The organism is Mesorhizobium sp. C399B (assembly GCF_030323185.1).
GTDB lineage: Bacteria > Pseudomonadota > Alphaproteobacteria > Rhizobiales > Rhizobiaceae > Mesorhizobium.
This window is the reverse complement of the sequence record NZ_CP100472.1, coordinates 1,560,046-1,579,490: the sequence shown is the minus strand read 5'-3', so window position 1 is coordinate 1,579,490 and position 19,445 is coordinate 1,560,046. Positions and strand designations below refer to the sequence as shown.

The 19,445-nt window shown below is 58.5% G+C and carries 17 protein-coding genes and 2 pseudogenes; 15 read left to right on the top strand and 4 right to left on the bottom strand.

All coding sequences use genetic code 11. The annotated features are described in order from the left end of the window. Nucleotides 1-453: 453 nt before the first annotated feature. The 4 genes from NLY36_RS07395 to NLY36_RS07380 all read left to right on the top strand — a co-directional run bounded on the left by NLY36_RS07395 (nucleotide 454) and on the right by NLY36_RS07380 (nucleotide 6,594). Entirely contained in the window at nucleotides 454-1,980 is a 1,527-nt protein-coding gene (locus NLY36_RS07395; protein ID WP_196813637.1) for a heparinase II/III domain-containing protein, read from the top strand. Nucleotides 1,981-2,107: 127 nt separating this feature from the next. After that, nucleotides 2,108-2,485 carry a hypothetical protein gene (locus NLY36_RS07390; protein ID WP_156933156.1) on the top strand — a complete coding sequence of 126 codons (378 nt, stop codon included), beginning with the start codon at nucleotides 2,108-2,110 and terminating at the stop codon, nucleotides 2,483-2,485. Continuing rightward, complete coding sequence (locus NLY36_RS07385) at nucleotides 2,482-4,698, top strand: glycosyltransferase family protein (RefSeq protein WP_023734919.1); 2,217 nt, start codon at nucleotides 2,482-2,484, stop codon at nucleotides 4,696-4,698. Before NLY36_RS07390 ends, NLY36_RS07385 begins: the two co-directional genes overlap by 4 nt. Before the next feature lie 90 nt (nucleotides 4,699-4,788). Beyond that, nucleotides 4,789-6,594 carry a class I SAM-dependent methyltransferase gene (locus NLY36_RS07380; RefSeq protein WP_023734918.1) on the top strand — a complete coding sequence of 602 codons (1,806 nt, stop codon included), beginning with the start codon at nucleotides 4,789-4,791 and terminating at the stop codon, nucleotides 6,592-6,594. A 954-nt stretch (nucleotides 6,595-7,548) separates the two neighbouring features. On the opposite strand, the pseudogene NLY36_RS07375 reads toward NLY36_RS07380, so the two are convergent. The 3 genes and pseudogenes from NLY36_RS07375 to NLY36_RS07365 form a co-directional block, all read right to left on the bottom strand. After that, nucleotides 7,549-7,666 (bottom strand): annotated as a pseudogene (locus NLY36_RS07375) (chromate transporter); the annotation flags it as partial. A 49-nt stretch (nucleotides 7,667-7,715) separates the two neighbouring features. Continuing rightward, complete coding sequence (locus NLY36_RS07370) at nucleotides 7,716-8,780, bottom strand: DMT family transporter (RefSeq protein WP_023716284.1); 1,065 nt, start codon at nucleotides 8,778-8,780, stop codon at nucleotides 7,716-7,718. Between the two features lie 33 nt (nucleotides 8,781-8,813). Then, a pseudogene (locus tag NLY36_RS07365) lies at nucleotides 8,814-9,423 on the bottom strand (HAD-IC family P-type ATPase); the annotation flags it as partial. A gap of 292 nt (nucleotides 9,424-9,715) precedes the next feature. Here NLY36_RS07365 and NLY36_RS07360 point away from each other — a divergent pair. The 11 genes from NLY36_RS07360 to NLY36_RS07310 all read left to right on the top strand — a co-directional run bounded on the left by NLY36_RS07360 (nucleotide 9,716) and on the right by NLY36_RS07310 (nucleotide 19,116). Then, nucleotides 9,716-9,877, top strand: a complete 162-nt coding sequence (locus NLY36_RS07360; RefSeq protein WP_023716281.1) for a hypothetical protein — start codon at nucleotides 9,716-9,718, stop codon at nucleotides 9,875-9,877. 126 nt (nucleotides 9,878-10,003) lie between these two features. After that, nucleotides 10,004-10,570 carry an OsmC family protein gene (locus tag NLY36_RS07355; protein ID WP_023716280.1) on the top strand — a complete coding sequence of 189 codons (567 nt, stop codon included), beginning with the start codon at nucleotides 10,004-10,006 and terminating at the stop codon, nucleotides 10,568-10,570. After that, a complete protein-coding gene (locus NLY36_RS07350; RefSeq protein ID WP_023716279.1) occupies nucleotides 10,570-11,865 on the top strand; it encodes an NAD(P)-binding domain-containing protein in 1,296 nt (431 codons plus the stop codon). Before NLY36_RS07355 ends, NLY36_RS07350 begins: the two co-directional genes overlap by 1 nt. A gap of 132 nt (nucleotides 11,866-11,997) precedes the next feature. Continuing rightward, a complete protein-coding gene (locus NLY36_RS07345; protein WP_023734916.1) occupies nucleotides 11,998-13,221 on the top strand; it encodes an NAD(P)/FAD-dependent oxidoreductase in 1,224 nt (407 codons plus the stop codon). A gap of 70 nt (nucleotides 13,222-13,291) precedes the next feature. Next, the gene (locus NLY36_RS07340; RefSeq protein WP_023734915.1) at nucleotides 13,292-13,744 is read left to right on the top strand and encodes a MaoC family dehydratase; all 453 of its coding nucleotides are present in this window, start codon (nucleotides 13,292-13,294) and stop codon (nucleotides 13,742-13,744) included. A gap of 9 nt (nucleotides 13,745-13,753) precedes the next feature. Further along, nucleotides 13,754-15,010 (top strand): MFS transporter, encoded by a 1,257-nt coding sequence (locus tag NLY36_RS07335; RefSeq protein WP_050591480.1) that lies wholly within the window; start codon nucleotides 13,754-13,756, stop codon nucleotides 15,008-15,010. A 723-nt stretch (nucleotides 15,011-15,733) separates the two neighbouring features. Continuing rightward, the gene (locus NLY36_RS07330) at nucleotides 15,734-16,258 is read left to right on the top strand and encodes a hypothetical protein (protein ID WP_155923336.1); all 525 of its coding nucleotides are present in this window, start codon (nucleotides 15,734-15,736) and stop codon (nucleotides 16,256-16,258) included. Nucleotides 16,259-16,386: 128 nt separating this feature from the next. Continuing rightward, nucleotides 16,387-17,016, top strand: coding sequence for a tyrosine-type recombinase/integrase (locus NLY36_RS07325; RefSeq protein WP_023825052.1), 630 nt, complete (start codon nucleotides 16,387-16,389; stop codon nucleotides 17,014-17,016). Nucleotides 17,017-17,100: 84 nt separating this feature from the next. Next, entirely contained in the window at nucleotides 17,101-17,487 is a 387-nt protein-coding gene (locus NLY36_RS07320) for a DUF3768 domain-containing protein (RefSeq protein WP_245260138.1), read from the top strand. Between the two features lie 7 nt (nucleotides 17,488-17,494). After that, nucleotides 17,495-18,517 (top strand): hypothetical protein, encoded by a 1,023-nt coding sequence (locus NLY36_RS07315; RefSeq protein WP_050590569.1) that lies wholly within the window; start codon nucleotides 17,495-17,497, stop codon nucleotides 18,515-18,517. Beyond that, nucleotides 18,517-19,116 (top strand): hypothetical protein, encoded by a 600-nt coding sequence (locus tag NLY36_RS07310; RefSeq protein WP_023734909.1) that lies wholly within the window; start codon nucleotides 18,517-18,519, stop codon nucleotides 19,114-19,116. The genes NLY36_RS07315 and NLY36_RS07310 overlap by 1 nt, the downstream gene beginning before the upstream one ends. Nucleotides 19,117-19,120: 4 nt before the next feature. Here NLY36_RS07310 and NLY36_RS07305 read toward each other — a convergent pair whose 3' ends face one another. After that, on the bottom strand, nucleotides 19,121-19,342 hold the full coding sequence (locus tag NLY36_RS07305) for a helix-turn-helix domain-containing protein (protein ID WP_023734908.1): 222 nt from the start codon (nucleotides 19,340-19,342) through the stop codon (nucleotides 19,121-19,123). Nucleotides 19,343-19,445 lie beyond the last annotated feature (103 nt).

Genomic DNA, 19,445 nt, shown 5'->3' with positions numbered 1-19,445 from the left:
CTTCTGAGCGGGTGTGAGACCAGCGGCGGAAAGCCCGAACTCTGCGACCCCGGCGTTCAAGGCGCCAGGTGCGCGAAGATACCCAAGGCAAATGCGGTAAGGAGCGCCAGCCCGCGCCAATCGTCCCACTACTAACCTTTGAGTGATCTTCCGCGAGATGGCGCCTCCCAAACCCGTCGATCGGGAACGCAATTTTCGACCTTCGAACCACTGAGGTTGTTTGCTTCGAATTGAGGCAAAATGAATGCGCCGCTTTTTGTCACACGACATGGTGTTGCAAGGATTAGAAGATCAGTCGATTCGGACCCCTTCGCGCGGAGGGTTGCGGATAGTGTCCTTTCTGATGCCGACTGCTTGATGGACTTGCCGCCCCTTCTGTTGGAACGCGAGCCGGGGCGGAGCGTAATTCTGCCGACGGCGCGTAGGTTGTACGATCGGGTCGCCGTCTTGGGAATGGCGTCGATATTGACGGGAAACAATCGCTATCGCCGTCGAGGCGTTTCTGAACTTGAGAACGCTACAGCTTTCGATAGCTGGAATCCGTCCCATTTTCTCGACGTTGCCGAAATGGCATGCGGATTTGCCCTTGGCTTGGAATGGTTCGGTCCGGCGACGTCACATACGGAACGCGTGTTTTTAGAAGACTCTCTCGCCGAGAGAGCTTTGCGGCCGGGCCTCGATCAGTTGCGCGCCGCAGCGCACTGGACGACAGCGGCACACAATTGGAATGTCGTTTGCTGTAGCGGCCTTATCGTTGCAGCATTGGCAGTTGGTGCGCGTCATGCAGAACTAGCGGGGGAAGTCATTGCGCGCGCGACAGCCGCACTCGCCCATGGCCTGTCCTCTTTTGAGTTCGATGGTGGTTATGCCGAAGGCCCGGGTTACTGGGAGCATTCTGCACGATACGCCGTCGTGGCACTGGCCGCGCTTAGTGAAAGGGGCTTTATAATCCCCGACCCTGCGGGCCTTGCTGCGAGTTGGCTCTTCAACCGGGAAACCACTGCCCCCTCAGGTGCATGCTTCGATTTCGGCGATACGGTCCCGCATCCCGGCCGTTCGCCGATCCTTGGTTGGCTTGCCAGTCATAGCGGCCAGCCGGAGGCGGCTCTATGGCAACGGACTTCGCCTGGCAATCTTCATCCGTTCGACCTCTTGTGGCTCTCCGAAGAACAGGAGTCGAGTTTATTCGTTCAGAAACCGGTCACCGCCTTTCAGGGGGCGGGAATCTGTATCTTGCGGAAGTCCATCGGAACCTCTGAGGCCTATATCGGGTTCAAAGGCGGGCGCAACGATATCAACCACGCACATCTTGATTTGGGATCGTTCGTCTTTGAGGTTGGCAAAATCCGTTTCATAAGCGAACTTGGACGTGACGACTACGCGCTTCCCGGGTATTTCGACCTTGACGCCCGGTTCAGTTATTTTCGACTTGGGACGGCTGGCCATAGCACGATCACGTTCAATGGTAGATCTCAGTCGCTGGGGGCGCATGCGCGATGGTTGGGGACCTCCGATCAAGTGGACTTCGTTGCGGCCGCCTTTGAGATTGAAGACGAAAGTTCCCCAGTGCGTCACCGTCGCGGCATTGTGATCGATGGCGAATACGTCTGGATAGTTGATGAGATCACGCGCAAGCACGACACGCTGGAACCCATCCGGATCAACTGGCGCGCCTTCACCCAAGCAGAAATTTTCTGGCGGCAAAGGGCGGCAACGCTCACCATCGGAGGGCAAACTCTTGCTGCAGAGATCGTCGATAGCGGCGACGTTGCCTGGATTGTCGATCCGGTGGCATCGCCGCCGGGGGAGGGTGACAATTCGGGATTTACATGCCTGCGACTCGAGACCGAGATGACAGGGTCAGCGCAACGTTTGTGTGTAGCGGTCTCGGCTCCGACAACCCAAGGCAGCATTGCAGACAGAATGCCACCGCCCAGTATTGATTTGTGGCCATTGACCTTGCCGAGGAACGCCGGCTGAATAAAAGTCCATGAATCGGCCTTTTCACTGAAACGCGTAGAGAGGCAGGTGAAATATGAGGCTTCGATCGCTTATACCGTTCGCTAAGCGCCGCAACGATAAGCAGATTCCTTCCGACGAAGACGATATGCACATCTACCGGAGCGTAGCTGCCAAACCACTCGTAATGGTGACGGTTCTTGGAGTGAAATCGGATCTTCTCGATGAGATTATCCAGACTACCTCGCGCAAGTTCGAACCCAAGCATCGCCTGGTCTTTCTTACCGACTCGTCGGAATTCGGCATCTTTCGAAGCAATGGGGCAATCTTCGAATATTTTCCGCCGCTGCTGGAGCAGCGTCTCCATGCTGCGGTAATGCCTTGGCCGGAGTACCTCACCGAACGCTGGGCGCTGCTGGTAGCCAAATGGCGACCTATCCACATTATCGCCTACGGACAGAACATCGACGGATTTTTGGCCGCGGCATTGTCATCCGTTGATCAAACGCCGGTGCGGGGGACGTGACACACTTCGACATTGTTTTCGTTGCTGACGTTCGTTTCGAGGGAGGAACCTCGACGGCAATCGCGCTTGAAATGAAGTGTGCGGCACGCATGGGCCTTCGTATTGGGCTTTTGATGGTGAAGGGGCCGCTTCTGGGGCTTCCCTTTCCTGTTCACCCGCATATCCGCGCCATCCTCGACAGCGGGCTTGCCGAAAGGCTCGACCCCGACGTGAGAATCTCAGCAACCCTTGTTATAATTCATCACCCCACGATCATGGAGAATAGGCCGACACGCCCCATCCGAATCCGGTCGGACCGTGTCGTGGTGGTATTGCACCATCCTTGCTATGATCGGAAATATGCCGTCCAGTACGATCTTCCCCGGATTGTCAGGAATTGCTTCGATGCATTTGGGTCGGAAATCCACCTGGCGCCGGTCAGTTCCGTCGTCCGGAACAGCCTGCCACGAACTCTGCCGCCGCACGCCAACGCTACCGAAGCCGATTGGGAGAATCTCCTCGACCTGGACGACTGGCAACAACGCCCCCCTCGGAACGTTTCGACCCCGGTCGTGATCGGTCGGCATTCGCGCCCCGATGCGCTCAAATGGCCTAACACAAGGCAGACCGCCTTGTTGGCCTATCCGTCTGACGGGTCGAAGTACCGTGTCCGGGTATTGGGCGCGGGCGACTATTTGCAGAAGCTATATGGCGACCTACCTTCGAATTGGGAGCTCTTGCCATTTTCGTGGGATGGCACCTCAGATTTCCTTCGCTCACTCGATTTTTATGTCTACTACCATAGTGACGACTGGTCAGAGGCATTCGGGCGCACCGTTCTGGAAGCAATGGCGATCGGTCTTGTTGTTATACTGCCTCCCCATTTCGAAGATCTATTCGCCGGTGCGGCGGTTTACTCCGCGCCGGCACAAGTGGAACGCGTGATCAAGCGTTTCGTCGACGACCCTGTCGCCTATGCAGAGCAGGGAGCCCGTGCTCGCGCGCATGTAGAAATGCGCCACATGGCCGAGCGCTACGTCGAGCGACTGCGGTCGTTTAGGGTGACGCCTAGCGTTGCTGCTGCGTGCTCGGTATTCTCGTCGTTGCAACCCTTGCCTGATCGCAATGTGCTGTTTATGTCCTCAAATGGCATTGGCATCGGGCATCTGGCACAGCAACTCGCTATAGCGCGCCACTTACCACCTACCCTGCAGGCGCACTTCGCGACAATGTCCTATTCCATAAGGGCGGTGATTGAGGAAGGTTATCCTGCACACTTCTTCCCATATCATCGGCATATCGGTGCCGACGTCGGTGACTGGAACCGCGTTCTTTCGGAAGAGCTATTCGACCTAATCTCTCATTTAAAGCCTGCCATATTCGCTTACGACGCGACCGCGGTGTTCGACGGAGTGGTGCGCGCCGTAGCCACTCATCGAAATATGTTTTCGATCTGGGTCAGGCGCCCGATGTGGCGGGAAGTCCATCGGCCGTTTCTTGAGCTGGCATCGAAATTCGATGCCGTTATCGAGCCCGGTGAACTAGCCGAGGACTTTGACACCGGCCCGACCGCAGCGTGTCGTGGAGAAGTGTTCCTAGTTCCGCCGGTTCTGCACGTCGCGCCTTCGGAACGCCTGCCGCGCGAGGTGGCCCGAAAAGCGCTCGATCTGGCCGACAGCCTAAAGGTGGTTGCCATCCAACTTGGCTCTGGTGCCAATTACGACATGTCCAGTGTGCATAGGACCGTCGTCGACGCGCTGCTCCGGCGGACAGACACCATGGTGCTCGACATCCGCTCTCCACTAGACATTGTCGATCCTCGGGGCGTGCCTGACCATCCACGGTTGAAGCGCCTGTCGCTGTTTCCAAGCTTTCGATACAGTTTGGCTTTCGACGCAGCCGTGAGTGCTGCGGGCTACAACGCGTTTCATGAGCAAGTGCTGGGAGCGATACCAACACTGTTCGTGCCGAACGAAGCGGAGGAGATGGACCGCCAACTCGCTCGCGCCCGTTGGGCCGAACTGACTGGACGAGGGTTGGTTTTGAGACGGAATTTCGACTTGGCTCACAGCAAGGCGCTTGTCGACCGCCTGCTCGATCCCGCCGAGCAAGCAAACATCATTGACCGCTGCACGGCGATCGAATGGACGAATGGCTCCGAGGACATCGCGAGTTATATCGAAGACCACGCCAGGCTGGTTCGCACCGACTGGGATATTACGAAAGAGGATTGAGTATCGATGTCACCGCGACCCGATGCTGGAAGCTGGAGGGGCGGGCGGGTACCGACTTGCAACATTTGCGGATGCTCCCGATTTGTCGACATGGCACCGAACCCGGCGAGCATTTTCGTGCGACCGAGAGCCCAATGCGACGGTTGCCATTCCCTTGAACGCCACCGGCTCCTCTATGAGTTGCTCCGATCCCGGTCGTATCTGAACGGAGCCCGCCGTGTTCTCCATATCGCGCCAGAGCTTGGGCTGGCGCGCGCTCTGTGCGCGCGCTTTGGCGATGGCTACTTCGCCTGCGATATTGATCCGGCCAAATATCCCGGCCTTTCCGTAGCGCGAGTTGATCTATGCGACGGGCTTGCTGAGTTTTCGGAGCAATCGTTCGACATCGTGATACATAATCATGTGTTGGAGCACATTGCATGTGACTACAAGACCATATTGCGGCAACTCGACCTGCTCGTGGCGCAGGGGGGTGTGCACGCCTTCACTGTCCCGTTTATGAGCGGCGGCTTCAGAGAATCGTTCTCCGACAGTGAGAGCGACCGTCTGAAGAACTTCGGCCAGACCGATCACTACCGCGTTTTCGGAACCGAGGACCTGAGTTCAACGATTGCGGCAGTCGTGAAAGTGCCGGAAGCGTATGATGCCAGTTTGATGGTTCCGCCAGAACGACTACGCGAAATAGCAGTGCCGGAAAACCAATGGCGCGGCTACAACAACAATGCGGTCTTCTTCATAGAGAAGAGCGGAGTGAGAGCGCCAAGGACTGTTGCCCCGGTTGGCGGCATTTCAGAACGGCCGCAGCTTCCGTCACGTGATCGTCGACCCGCTGCACTCTTTGTCTCTGCGAACGGCGTTGGCCGCGGCCATATTAGCCGCCAATTGGCCATCGCCTCCCGCCTCTCTCAGCGTAGCGCCTTCTTCCTGACTATGTCCTATGCGGCACGGATGATTGCTGCAAACGGCTTTCCGTTCCAGTTTGTCCCGCATCATGACGCCACCGGTGAGCCGGAGCCGGAATGGCACGCAAATCTAGCGCGCGAGATCGAGCTTGCTTTGAACATGAGTGGTGCCGACACCCTTGTCTATGACGTCAACTTCGTCTTCGACGGGGTTATCGATGTATTGCGCGCACGAAAGCCATTGAAATCCTTATGGATTCGGCGTGCAATGTGGCCTGAGATACATCGCTCCTATATTGGCGCCGGCATTCATTTCAGCACCATCATCGAGCCGGGCGATCTGGCCGAAGCGCTCGATGAGGGACCGACCGTGAGCGACCGGGCCTCCGTTGAGCGGGTGCCGCCCGTATTAGTGATCAACCCTAATGAGAGACTCTCGCGAGAACAAGCCCGCGATGCGCTTGCCTTGCCTCGTGACCGGACGCTCATCATGGTCGATCTAGTGTCGACCAGAATCGATACCTACGTCAGGATGCGCGAGCGCGTTCTGCAAGATCTGCTGGGCAGGCCAAACACTTGTGTGGTCGAGTTGGAGCCGATGCAGAAGACCATCGGCACCGTAACGTCTAGTGACCGTCATCGGATAATCCGCGTCGACGGCGCCTTCCGCTACAGCGCCGCTTGGGACGCAGCCGTGACGCGTTGCGGTTATAACATCTTCCACGAACATATCCTTGGCACGGTTCCGAGCATCTTTGTTCCCAATGATGCTCCGGATATGGACCGGCAGTCGGTTCGTAGCAGATGGGCTGAGGAAAACGGTTGCGGAGCAAGCCTCGCAGTCGAGCCCGACGCCTCGCAGTTGCGGAGCAAACTCAATCTGATCTTCGATAAGGCATGGCGCGAGCGTGTTGTCAGCGCGTGCGCCCGGCTACGATCGGATGGGTGGCAGAACGGCGCCGAAGCGATCGCTCGGATAATCGATGCGGCATGATGGCCACGGCGGTGCGCTTTTACAGCCCGAGATAAAATCGACGGGGAGGTTCTCATTAAGAATCGAGAAGGCGTGGCTAAGGATGCTCTGCGGATCCGACCGCGAAATATTGGCGCGTCATCGAGCCAAAAAGACGTTTGTGATGGGACGTTTGTTAGCGTTCGGCACCTTCACACTATTGGACGTCGTTGTCTCCGTCGCTTTCCGTCGTCATCTCCGGGAGTGCTCATCCTCGCTCCGGGATTATACTGAACATGAATATGTGGAAACATAGGCCCTAGGTCGTTCACCAGAACTAAATACTTTGCGCTTCCAAAGTTAGAGTCAAGTTCCTTCTGCAAAAAGTATCCCATGAGAGTTGAAAACATGCCGACCCCAAGATCAGACAGTTTTTTCGTCCTGATATCAACTGCGTTACCGGAATGATGCAGGGACCAACGAGAGTGATTATACCACTCTTGTCCTGCAGTGAATTCAAGCTCGACGCGCCTCGGCGCATATTGCTTGAAAACGCGTCGAATTATCGGAATAGCCTGCCGCATTGGCGGACTGAGGCGGCTTTCGATCTGTCTCATCGGAATCTCCGTGAAAAAGAAAGTGTCATTCCTATACCACAAGTACCAGGTGCAGCGTAGAGGGCTCCGCACAAACCCGACACGGTATTCTGTTTGTGCCGCGGCATTGACGCAGCAGGACTGCTCAGGGGCGTGGCGAGTTGCGTTATCCGCACAATAGAAATCCTCACAGCTTTCCGAACAGAACAGGCATCCTGACCTGGCTGGCCCCGGATCTGTATGGCGGATGTGGACATGTGGATGTCATGGACCAGAAATCGAAAGTTCGCTTTTGGGAGTGCTAGCGGCAGCAGTGCGCCCATTGTCGGCCATTCAGCATTCCGCGGTCACTGCCTGAAAGCAGACATCGTCTACACCGCTGTGCGGCGGTCCGGCCATGGCTGGAGGCCGGTCCGGGCAGGAATTGGCAGAGCGCCCCCACGTCGGCAGAGGCTGCCTCATCGAGCCATTTCGCCGGACCACCAACTGTTGCGGAAATAGCCGAGATGGACGACTGGTGCCCGCCTGGTCTTTGGACATCATATTGATCGCGGCACTCGTCGGAGATCAGTGCCGATGTTGATGATGAAGGTCTGGATAGTGCACATGAGAATGCCTCATAGGCTTATGGCGGTGCCAATGCGAATGCGGCTCCGTCACCGGCCCGTCATGGGTATGTTGATGATGTTCGTCATGAACATGGCTGTGCTCGTGCTCCAGCGCTTCGTGGTCATGCTCGTGCGCGTGTCTTTCAGCGAGATGAAGATAAAGGCCGTAAGCCATCAGGGCACCCGCTACAAGCAGCCGCAAGGTTAGGGGCTCACCGACCAGCACAATGGCCAGGAAGGCCCCTATAAAGGGCGCCAGCGAGTAGTACGCCCCCGTGCGTGCCGTACCGAGATGGCGCAAGGCCAGGATGAACATCACCAGGCTGATGCCGACGCCAAGAAAGCCCACGACGGCCGCCGCTCCCAAGGACGCGGCATGCGGAAACACGGCGCCGGACACCACTGCCAAGCCAATGTTGACAGTGCCGGCCACCAAGCCCTTGAGCATGGCGATGGTCACCGGGTCGGCCGCCGAGATTTTGCGGGTCAGGTTGTTGTCTATACCCCAAGCGAGGCAGGCGCCGACGACCAGGAGTGCACCCGCATTGACCGCAATCCCTTGCCCCGCCCACGACAGCACAATGGCACCGGCGAGGATGGCGCCCGCGCCGAGCAGCAGCCGACGATCGACATTCTCATGAAAGACTAGCCAAGCAATCGCCATGGTGGCCAAGCCTTCAACATTCAGCAGCAATGCTGCGCTCGACGCCGTGGTCAGAGCTAACCCGGACATAAGCAGGACCGGTCCAACGATGCCGCCCATGGCTATCGCTGCTGCCAGCCACGAAATATCGGCCCTGTGCAGCGAAGCTTCTGTTTGATCCCCGCCGGTCGAACGGCGGTACAGCCAGAACAACGCCAGCCCTAGTCCGGCGCCGAGGTAGAGCAAGCCCGCGAGCATCAGCGGGCTCACTGAGTCAAGGATAAGCTTGGAGAATGGCGAAACCGCTCCGAACAGGGCGGCGGAGCCTAGCGCCAGGGGGACACCGGGCCAGAGATGCGAATGGGAGTGCGATTCAGCCATGCTTCAAGTCTAGCACAAAGGACCGCTTGTTCGTCACGCCGCCCCTTTCCAGCGCAGGAGGTGCATGGCATTGGCGGTCACCAGAACGGTCGCGCCGGTATCGGCCATGATCGCCGGCCACAAGGCCGATAACTGTGGTGACCAGGAACACCGCCTTCCAAGGGCCATGGTGATGTTCTGTTTGATGTTGGCCGTGGTGGCCTTCGACAGCGCAATCATGGCGGCGACGTCGCGGACACGGCCATGCAGCACAGCCGCATCAGCGGTTTCGAGAGCCACGTCAGTGCCGCCGCCCATAGCAATACCCACGTCGGCCGCCGCAAAGCGCTGGCGCGTCGTTGATGCCATCTCCGACCTTTGTCACGATGAGCCCCTGTCCCTTCAGCTCTCCAAGAATACGCTGCTTGTCTTCTGGCAGCAGCTCGGCGCGGAACTCGATGCCGAGCTGTTTGCCGATCGCGGCAGCCGTGCGCTTGTTGTCGCCGGTCAGCATGACGGTCTTGATGCCGGAGTTCATCAGCGCCTTGAGACCAGCCAAGGCGTCCGGGCGCGGTTCATCACGCATCGAAATGGCGCCCGTCACCTTGTTGTCGACGAGGACGACCGAAATGGTTTTGCCTTCGTCATTGAGCGCGGCGATTTGAGACTTTTGCTATGCCTAACGCGTCAACGGATGAGCTACGAGAATATTGAGCGAGAGGTTCAATCTTCGACCCTGCCCTCGCTCTTTAGCCGTTGGCTGGCTGCGAGACTACCGCATCGATCGACACCTGCGATCGATCCTCTGACAGCATAAATGTTTTTGGACTGTGCAATCTCTGTTACAAAACCACACTTTTGGTGGAACATTGCAGATACAAATGTGGCGCATTTAACAGACCGTCGAGCGGGTGCATTGGCATAGCGGGACACCGAAAGCTCTACAGGAGAAGAAAATGTCAGTGTTTGAAACGATCGCGCGCTACGGGGCGGCCATCAAAAACGCCCGTGAAGCACGAAAGTCCGAACGCGTTCTGAACAGGCTGCCGATGGAAATTCAAAAGGACATTGGCTGGCCCGTTACGCCGCGCCTGAAAAGGCTCTCATCCAACAACTGAGGCCAGGTTCTCTGAGCGAAGCCAGACGATCCCACGCCCACTCCCATGCTGCGTACAACACGTCCGTGGAAAGACAATGCGTCCGCTGAAAAGTTGGACCCTCAATCATCAACAGGAGTAAGACCTATGACCAAACATACCGAAATCGCCACCAATGGTGTCAACGTCGCGGCCTTGCTTGGCGCCCGTGACGCGCTGAAGGATGCCCCCGAAGCCGCCCGCTTCAAATGGCGCGCGACGAGTGAGTGGGTCAAGGGGACCCACAACCGAGCTACAGTCGACGGCTTCTTCGGCCTGGGCGCAGAACAGAAGCATCGCCAGACCTACAAGTTCGAGTCCGATCACCCGGAAATCTTCGCATCCGAGGACAAGGGTGCGACACCGGTCGAGTTTGTGCTGGTCGGGCTGGCAGGCTGCCTGACCGCAGGCATCGCGGCTGTCGCGCAAAACCGCAACATCCAGCTCCACTCCGTCAAGGCAACGCTCGAAGCCGGCATGAATATCCAGGGCATCCTCGGCATCGATCCGGACGTGCGCAACGGCTTCGACGGCATCAAGGTGCACTACGACATCGACGCGGACGCCAGCGCGGACGATATAGCCGCCCTTGTCGCGCAGTCGCAGAAGCGCTCAGCCGTCTTTGACGTGATCGCCAACCCGACCGATGTAACGGTCACCTCGAGCAAGTCCTGATGAGCGAAAGCGCATCACGCGGGATCGCCGGCGCCGTTGACGTCGTCGTCATCGGCGCCGGTCACTCGGGCCTCGCGATGAGCTATCTGCTGGGCCAGCACTCGCTCACGCATGTGGTTCTCGAGCGAGGCGAGGTGGCGAATAGCTGGCGCACGGAGCGCTGGGATTCGCTGCGCCTGTTCACGCCCAACTGGATGGCGCGGCTCCCTGACTACCCATACCGGGGCGACGACTCGGATGGCTATATGAGCGCCGACCAGATCGCCGATTTCATTTCCGATTACGCCACATACACCTCAGCACCGGTTCTGACGCACACCACAGTCAACAGAGTTGCGCAGATTAGCCACGGCTTTCGGGTGGAAACCCAAAATGGGGACTGGCTGTGCCGAGCCGTGGTGCTCGCCACTGGTGCCTTCAACAAGCCGGTCATACCGCGACTGGCCGATTCCATGCCGGCAACCGTGGAACAGATATCGGCTCACTCCTATCGCAATCCGGGGCAACTTGCCCCTGGCGGCGTGCTGGTTGTAGGAGCATCCGCGACAGGCCTGCAATTGGCGCAGGAGATCCAGCTCAGTGGCCGGCCCGTCACACTCGCTGTGGGCGAACACGTTCGGCTGCCGCGCGTATATCGAGGTCGCGATATCCAATGGTGGATGCTTGCGACGGGCGTGCTCGACCAGCGCATCGAAGACGCTGACGACCCCGACCGCGCCCGACGAGTCCCGTCGCCGCAGCTTGTCGGCACGTCAGACCGCGCCACGCTCGACCTCAATGTCCTGCGGGGGCAAGGCGTTAAGATCGTCGGACGCCTGATGGGCATTCGCGACGCAACAGCCCAGTTTTCCGGATCGCTTCGCAACGTCTGCGCGCTTGCCGACCTGAAGATGAACCGGCTGCTCGCATCGATTGACGAATGGGCAGAGGCGAATGCACCGTCCGGCGTCGGTCCCGCCGAACGCTTCGTTCCTACCCGAGTCGGCGAGACATCACAGCTGGAACTCAAGCTCGGGGAAGACATTCGCACGGTGCTATGGGCTACCGGTTTTCGGCCGGATTTTTCATGGCTGGACTTACCGATCTTAGATCGCAAGGGCGACCTCAAGCATAGTCGCGGTGTTGCTGACGTTCCCGGTGTGTATGTGTTGGGGCTGCCTTACTTGCGTCGCCGGAAATCGAGCTTCATCCACGGCGCTGAAGACGATGTGCGCGAGCTCAGCACCCATATCGCTGATTACCTCGACAGGCCAACGAGCCAAATAAAGTCGCGTCTCCGCTCAGTGGCGATCTAGAGCAGCGACGGAGGATGCCTCAAACATTCCTTAGCCGAATGCCGTGCTGCGCGGACGTCATCCCATCACATCGGCGGCGTCGCGGACGAGCGAGCGATAGGCACCGAAACTCTCACCGCGTAAGGACATCAAATGCGCACCAAACCAGGCTGTTCCCATTACGACGCCATCATCGTCGGCGCTCGCTGTGCGGGTGCCTCGACTGCCATGCTGCTTGCGCGAGCCGGGATGCGAGTCCTTGCAGTCGACAGGAGGGCCTATGGATCGGACACGCTTTCGACGCATGCGCTGATGCGCCCGGCGGTTCTCCAGCTGTCGCGCTGGGGCCTGCTGAAGAGGCTGCTCGACGCCGGCACGCCCCTCATAACGGCGACCGCGTTCCACTATGGCGATCAGGAAATCACCATACCTCTGCGCGCCAGCCCGCAACTGCCCGGCCTGATTGCCCCCAGGCGCACGCTGTTGGACAGGACGCTGGTCGATGCAGCCCGCGAGGCCGGCGCCGAGGTGTTGCATGACACGGTCGTTGGAGATCTTGTCAGTGGAGCCGATGCCAGGGTGCGTGGCGTCAAGATGCTCACTTCGGACGGAACGCATCTTACCGTCACAGCCGACATAGTCATTGGGGCGGATGGGATTGGATCGCTTGTGGCGAAACGCTGTGGAGCGCAGACACTGCGGCGTGGCCAAGTTTCGGCCGCCCACCTCTACGCCTACGTCCCTATCGAGCCGGAGAGCAGCTACCGCTGGTATTTTCGCGAGGGCGTAAGCGGCTCGTTCATCCCGACAAATGACGGCCTTGCCTGTATTGTGGCCTCCGTACCGACAGAACATTTCGACGAACGCTTCCGGGGCAGCCACGAAGACGCGCGCCTGGCTGTCCTGCGCTCGCTTTCTCCTGACTTGGGCGCGCAGGCCGAGAGGGCTCATGTCGACGGTGCGATCGACGGCGGTATACGTGTGTTCCGCGGTGTGCCGGGATTTCTACGCCAAGCGTATGGTCCGGGCTGGGCACTTGTCGGTGATGCCGGGTTCTTCCGAGACCCAATCACCTCGCATGGCATTTCCGATGCCCTGCGTGACAGCGAAAGTCTGGCGCGGACGATCCTCGATGGATCGGCTCAAGCTTTCGCATCCTATCAACGCGAACGGGATTTCATCGCTGAGCAAATACTCGACGCCACCGACACGATAGCCTCGTTCGACTGGACGCTCGGCGACATCGAGACCAGGCACCGGCAGTTCAGCAGCGTCATGAAAGCCGAATTTGAGGGCATCGTAGAACGGGACATGCAAGCCCGCCGTTTCCCACGGCCTTGGTGGCAGCAGCGCGCCGAAGCCCTTCGTTCTGCTTAGGTGAACCATGCCTGGATGTCTGACGCAGCCGGGCTGATCCACGAAAATCAATCGGATTGGAGATACATCGATGAGTGCACAGACGAAGGACGGATGGATTGGCATCGTCAAGGGTCGGCCACAAGTGGGCGATTTTGCCGAACGCTCGCGACGCACACGCCTGGAAGACATCCATGCTTTCACCGAAATGACGGGCGACCGTAACCCGCTGCACTACGACAAGGCGCTCGCCGAGGCATCTGTCTTCGGCAAGCTGATCGTCCAGGGCGGCGTCACCTCCGGCATCCTCAATGCAGTTGTGGCCGAGGACCTTCCTGGCCCTGGTACCGTCTTCCTCGAGGTCGCCTGGAAATTCGTGAAGGCGGTCGGCATCGACGAGATGATCACCGGCCGCGTCGAGATCAAGGAGGTGCGTCCCGACAAGCCGATCTGCAAGATCGAGACCTCAGTACGCAATGAGGCTGGTGAAGTCTGCCTGACGGGCACTGCGACGGTGTTCACCGTGCCGCTGGCACGCGGCTGAGTGGTTGCCATGGTGTGCCAGCTGGGTCCAGATAGCGCGCCCAAGGCCATCATTGTCGAGGATATCCATCGCTGGAGGGTTCTTGGCCTACTTTGCCTCGCAGTGGTCCTGTCGCTGACCACCTGGTTTTCAGCGGCCGCGATTACGCCCGAGCTGAGGGCGGCGTGGCATCTCTCGGGCGCCATCGAAGCCTGGCTGACCAATGGCGTGCAGATCGGTTTCGTTGCAGGCGCGCTTATCTCGAGCCTCGTCAATCTGCCTGATGTCGTCAGACTGAACCGCCTGATGGCGGTTTCTTCACTGCTTGCCGCTGCCGCCAATGCTTGTCTGCTTCTGCAGCCCGGCCCTGTAGGCATCGTCGCTGCCCGGATCGTCACTGGCGTTGCGTTGGCCGGTGTCTATCCTCCGGCGCTGAAGCTGGTCTCGACCTGGTTCATACGAGAAAGGGGCATCGCACTCGGCGCCACGATCGGTGCGCTGACACTGGGCTCGGCACTGCCACATCTGTTTCGGGCACTCACCGGTTCGTTCGACTGGCGATCAGTGGTGCTTGCCGCAAGCGCCGCGACACTCATCGGATCTGCGCTTTTCTGGTTCTTCGCCAGCGAAGGACCGCATGCATTCGGCAAGGCGATGTTCGATCCGCGCCAGATCGGCGCAATCTTCAGGGACAGGCCCTTGCTCCTGGTCAATATCGGCTATCTCGGCCACATGTGGGAACTCTATGCCATGTGGACATGGCTGCTCACCTATGCCAGGGCCGCGCTCGAAGAGCAGGGTCAACCGTCGCCGGCTTTTGCGTCACTGCTGACGTTCTGCGCGATCGCTGCGGGAGTCGCCGGCTGCCTGCTTGGCGGCGTGTTGTCTGACCGCTTCGATCGCAGCCTGACCACGGCAGGAATGATGATTGTGTCTGCTCTCTGCGCGCTGGCTATCGGCTTTGTCTTCCACGGTCCGCTCTGGCTGTTCGTCTTGATCGCCGTCGTCTGGGGCATCTCAGTCATCGGTGATTCTGCGCAGTTCTCCGCGGCGGTGACGGAGCTTGGCGACAGGCGCTTTGTCGGCACAGCGCTGTCAGTCCAACTCGGGCTCGGCTTTGCGCTTACAGTGCTGGTCATCGGATTGATCCCTCACGTGGCGGCCTTGCTTGGCGGCTGGCGTTGGGCATTCCTGCTTTCGGTTCCGGGACCGTTGATCGGTGCCGCGGCGATGCTCAGCCTGCGGCGATTAACTTCCTCCACGAAGATGGCCGGCGGAAAGCGGTAAACTTCAACCCCAAATCCGTAAGGAGAGGATGCTGCATGAGGCATTTTCCGCGCGGCGAGATGAGACCGGTCGTTTCGCTTCGTCGATTGATGGCTCTGCTATGACGCGTTGGTGGGGAGGACTGCTTATTTGCGATTTCGCCCCATAAGCAGACAGTCCCCTTCCGGCCTAAGAGCTGACGACGAGATGAGATATGCCTGGCGGCGCGATCAGTCTCTAAATTCGCGATCTCTTGCCCATCGTTGCATCTCTCGTACTGTAAGCCTTCGGGTGAAGTGGCATCGGGCCGTTGGTTGGGACCCGCGTTGACAAGTCGGTCCGTGTTGCCAACTGCCGAAACGCTGACCTACGTAGAAATTGCTGCACAGTACTCTCAAATTCGCAAGCCGCAGCGCAGAACGAAACGCCACTGGTTGCGCCTACCTTATCTCCCTGCTGCTCGGATGAGTTGCGCCCTACTTCAATCACTATCTTCGATCGCAAGCCCGAGCATGTGAAAAGGGCGCCTTCAGTGCCCCTTTCCGTTTCGTAAATCGTCGGAAGCTTGCGCTCGGCTCAGAGTAGACAGTATCAGGTTTTTAATTCACCGCTTAGCCTCTCTAGGGAACCGTTGCGGCGGATTGCTCTATTCCTATATTCAGTTATATTTACATCTACATTTGACTTTGCCGTTTGTTCATGTTATGTTCTATCGTGACTAAATAAACAGCAATGGAGATTGAGATGGAGAAATTTGCCGTTATTCTTGACGGTAGCGTTGAAGGCAGACCGCGTGCGTGCACGTTCGCGGGGGATGCGATTGGCGCAGCTCTTACTGTCGCACACGCGCAGCGTGTCGCCGTAGTGGTCCCGTCGACCGACGAGCTTGCCGTCCTGGCAAAAGAGATACCGGTCGGTCGAGTGTCGCCGGCCGGCAAGGTCGTCTGTGCGTTTGTAAAACACGATGTCTACGAAAAGTTCGCGGCTTTGATCGGCACCGAGCACGAGCTGCGACCAGCCGATGCCGGCAGCGTCGCCGACCAGCCTCCCGTCACGGCACCGGCGCAACAGCTGGATCTTTGGTCTAGTATTGTCGTTGGCTCGACTGTGCTTGCCACGGTCGGCCGCGAGGACGGCTGGTGGGAGGCCGTTGTCCTTGCCGCCGATCCCTCCAGCGACCGCTTAACGTTGTCGTGGCGTGATTGGCCGAACCTGCCGTCGTTTAGTACATCGCGGCGCCGCGTAGCGCTTGCTGCACCGAGCGCTTGAACCTCGGTTGCCTTCGGCGGGAACGCGCCCGCCGAAGGCACATTTATTCCGCCAAAAGGTGATTGTGCAATCTCAAGTTGCATTTAACTCGTAAATGTGTCATTGTGATTGTGTCAACTGGTTGAGCTTTGTCGAAGATAGCCGGCCGTTTTAACCGCCACCAAACACACAAGGAATTCAACATGCGAGGTCAGCCAGCAAAGTTGCTGCGGCCGTCGGAACTGCGCGCGCTTCTGACTTGGAGCAAGCGAAGCCGACTGCCGCTGAGAAATCGTGTAATCGTACTTTTGAGTTTTCGTGCTGGCCTTCGAGCCTGCGAAATCGCTGCCCTCGATTGGTCGATGGTATCGACAGCGAATGGCAAAATCGCGCCATTGATCGAGTTGCCTGGGTGGGCGGCGAAGAAAGGAAGCGGTCGACGCATTCCGATGCATCCTGAGATCAGCCAGGCGCTCAAGCAACTCGTTCGCGGTGCCGACCTGACCGGGCCAGTCATCGTGTCGGAACGCAGAGACCGAATGAGCGCAAAAACCATCGTCAACTGGTTTGCTCGCGTCTACGGCAACTTGAACCTCGAAGGCTGCTCATCACATTCGGGCCGCCGAACCTTCATCACCCACGCCGCTCGCATGATCCACAAAGCCGGTGGTTCGCTGCGCGACGTTCAGCAGCTGGCCGGGCACAAGTCGCTGAATACCACCCAATCCTACATCGACGGCGACGCTACCGCCCAACGCAAGCTGATGCGTCTCCTCTAACCCCCACTGACCATCCAATCACCTTCGCCTCGGCAGCAATCGCTGCCGTGCCGCCTTCGCTCGTGCTCAAGAAAGGAAAAACTCATGACCAAGAAAGACAACGGAATGTCACCGGCTGATATCGAAATGATCCGGGGAATGCTCGATGAAAACCTAGTCAAAATCCGTCAACTCAACGACGACCTTAGGATCCGACGCCTTGGTGGAACAATTGTCATTACCGCTGGTATCGCCGGCCTTGGCGCATCGGCCGTAACGAAGACCATCGCCGCAATCGCCGCCTTCGATGCTTTCACACCGGAGAACGACCCCAACGGCGAGCATGACTGTGCTGTCATGACCGTCGACGGCGTCAAAATCATTTGGAAAATCGACTATTATGACCTCAAACGGCAGTTTCTTTCACCCGATGCCTCCGACCGAAACGTCACCTCTCGCGTCATGACCGTCATGCGCGCCGATGAATATTGAGAGGCACATGACGATGGTGAAAACAATTGATGACGCCCGAGCGATGATGGCAGCGCTGGTCACTCTGCCAGCCCAGTCAGAACATCATGGCATTGATCCATTGGCGCTCGGCCAATCCTCAGATGCGTCAGAGGCAATTGCCAATTCCGATACTTCCTGGCTGTACCGATCACTGATTGACGGTTTTAGCTACCAGGGGATTCGTGACTCACACGCCCGCGCTTATATCGAAAAGCACGGCAACGCCGAATGGTACGGCGTCACCAATGCGCTCAGCAGAGAATGGCTTTCCAGCGAGCAGGAACTCTGCCCGAAACTGGCTGACTTTGATAGCTATCGCGGTTGCCGTTATCGCAAGGCAATTCAGACCTGCGCTAATCCCGACAGCCTGGCCACGTGCCCTGTGCCGAAGCTTGCATTGAGGAAGGGTGTTCTTAACGAGCAAGCTTTCTCACTCTATCTGTTCATCCGCGACGTCTGCCGTGGCGATCTGGTTGCCTTCATCGACCGATTGCTTGATGTGACCAGCACCAGCGAAGACCCGGTCTCCGCCGGACGCGAAGAGCTTCTGGCGGCTTTCACGCAAGTCGTTGGCGTCTCACGCAAGCTTGCCGGCATGATGCTCTCGCAAATCCTCCTCAACGCTGGTCCCGATCGCCAACGATGGCACGCCGTCGGCGCATCAGTCGTCGTCGTCGACTCGCTGGTGCATAACTTTCTTCACCGGACTGGCATCCATGCTGCCTATCAAGCTGACCATCTCTATGGGCAACTCTGCTACAGCGCTGTCGGCTGTGAGTTTATCTTGCGCGACCTCGCAGCAAAAATGGCTGGCAAGCCGACCCTCTCCATCTCGCCACGAGCGCTGCAGCATGCGGTCTGGCGTTTCTGCGCCGCGGACGAACTGTCCGTCTGCAATGGGAACAACATTCGTGACACTCTCCCCTGCGAAATCCATTGGTGCCCGCTCGGACACCACTGTAGTCGACTTCCCCTCCGACCCGCGAAGCCTGGGAGGGAGGAGGCCTGATGTCACATCACGCACCGCTGCCCTTTCGCCAGGGCGAGCTCGATGGCCTCTGTGGGGTTTACGCTGTCGTAAACGCGGTTCGACTGGCGCTTGGCGTTCAAGCGAATCTTCTGCGCCAACGCGACTGGCAAGATCTTTTTGTCGCACTGCTGGAATCGGTTGATCGGTCTGTAGGGGCGGCTCACGCCGCTTCGAACGGTATCGATACACGGCCTCTAAAATATTTGCTGAAGGTCGCGATCTCGCATATGGCGACCGAACACGACTTGACCATCCGAGCAAAACCTATGCTGGCTCGAGACGAACGGCCATGTTTTGAAAAGCTCTTGCGTCGTATCGGCGATTGGGTTGGACAACCGGGTCAGGCCGTAGTGTTGTCAGTCTTCGGCTCGCTCAACCACTGGACGGTCGTCCGCCGTGTCAGCCATCGCTCTCTCATCCTCTTCGATAGTAGCGGCTATGCGCGGATCTCGCTCGATGCCTGCCGCATGGCCCACGAGCGGCCAAGGCCCAAAGGACGACAGCACATCGTCCCGCACGACGCCATTTTTTGCGTGGGCCGCCATGAATCAAAACGACGCGCAGCACTCAGTGGCTAGGACATCATTTCTTTGTCTTCGGTCGTTTCAAAAGGTCCGAAGCGTCCACGTTTAACGCATTGGCCAGTCGATCAACCACGTCGATTGAAGCGCTGTAGACGTTCCTCTCCAACGAGCTCACATAGGTTCTGTCGAGTTCCGCCCTATGAGCAAGCTCCTCCTGCGAAAGCCCTAGCTCGCCTCTCAGTGCCTTCAAGTTGAAGGCCAGCACCTCTCGTATTGTCATGAACGAGAGAGCAGCGCCTTGTCGAGTATTCCACCACGGAGTATACTCGACATTCCCGCTCTACGGAACCGACCGTCCGCCGGCAATTCCAAGTCTCGGCGCG

What these genes read in the sequence shown, in the direction of transcription:
- NLY36_RS07395 (WP_196813637.1), top strand. Translation starts at nt 454, where the DNA reads ATGGCGTCGATATTGACGGGAAACAATCGCTATCGCCGTCGAGGCGTT.
- NLY36_RS07390 (WP_156933156.1), top strand. Translation starts at nt 2,108, where the DNA reads ATGCACATCTACCGGAGCGTAGCTGCCAAACCACTCGTAATGGTGACG.
- NLY36_RS07380 (WP_023734918.1), top strand. Translation starts at nt 4,789, where the DNA reads ATGGCACCGAACCCGGCGAGCATTTTCGTGCGACCGAGAGCCCAATGC.
- NLY36_RS07370 (WP_023716284.1), bottom strand. Translation starts at nt 8,780, where the DNA reads ATGGCTGAATCGCACTCCCATTCGCATCTCTGGCCCGGTGTCCCCCTG.
- NLY36_RS07360 (WP_023716281.1), top strand. Translation starts at nt 9,716, where the DNA reads ATGTCAGTGTTTGAAACGATCGCGCGCTACGGGGCGGCCATCAAAAAC.
- NLY36_RS07355 (WP_023716280.1), top strand. Translation starts at nt 10,004, where the DNA reads ATGACCAAACATACCGAAATCGCCACCAATGGTGTCAACGTCGCGGCC.
- NLY36_RS07350 (WP_023716279.1), top strand. Translation starts at nt 10,570, where the DNA reads ATGAGCGAAAGCGCATCACGCGGGATCGCCGGCGCCGTTGACGTCGTC.
- NLY36_RS07345 (WP_023734916.1), top strand. Translation starts at nt 11,998, where the DNA reads ATGCGCACCAAACCAGGCTGTTCCCATTACGACGCCATCATCGTCGGC.
- NLY36_RS07340 (WP_023734915.1), top strand. Translation starts at nt 13,292, where the DNA reads ATGAGTGCACAGACGAAGGACGGATGGATTGGCATCGTCAAGGGTCGG.
- NLY36_RS07335 (WP_050591480.1), top strand. Translation starts at nt 13,754, where the DNA reads ATGGTGTGCCAGCTGGGTCCAGATAGCGCGCCCAAGGCCATCATTGTC.
- NLY36_RS07330 (WP_155923336.1), top strand. Translation starts at nt 15,734, where the DNA reads ATGGAGAAATTTGCCGTTATTCTTGACGGTAGCGTTGAAGGCAGACCG.
- NLY36_RS07320 (WP_245260138.1), top strand. Translation starts at nt 17,101, where the DNA reads ATGACCAAGAAAGACAACGGAATGTCACCGGCTGATATCGAAATGATC.
- NLY36_RS07315 (WP_050590569.1), top strand. Translation starts at nt 17,495, where the DNA reads ATGACGATGGTGAAAACAATTGATGACGCCCGAGCGATGATGGCAGCG.
- NLY36_RS07310 (WP_023734909.1), top strand. Translation starts at nt 18,517, where the DNA reads ATGTCACATCACGCACCGCTGCCCTTTCGCCAGGGCGAGCTCGATGGC.
- NLY36_RS07305 (WP_023734908.1), bottom strand. Translation starts at nt 19,342, where the DNA reads ATGACAATACGAGAGGTGCTGGCCTTCAACTTGAAGGCACTGAGAGGC.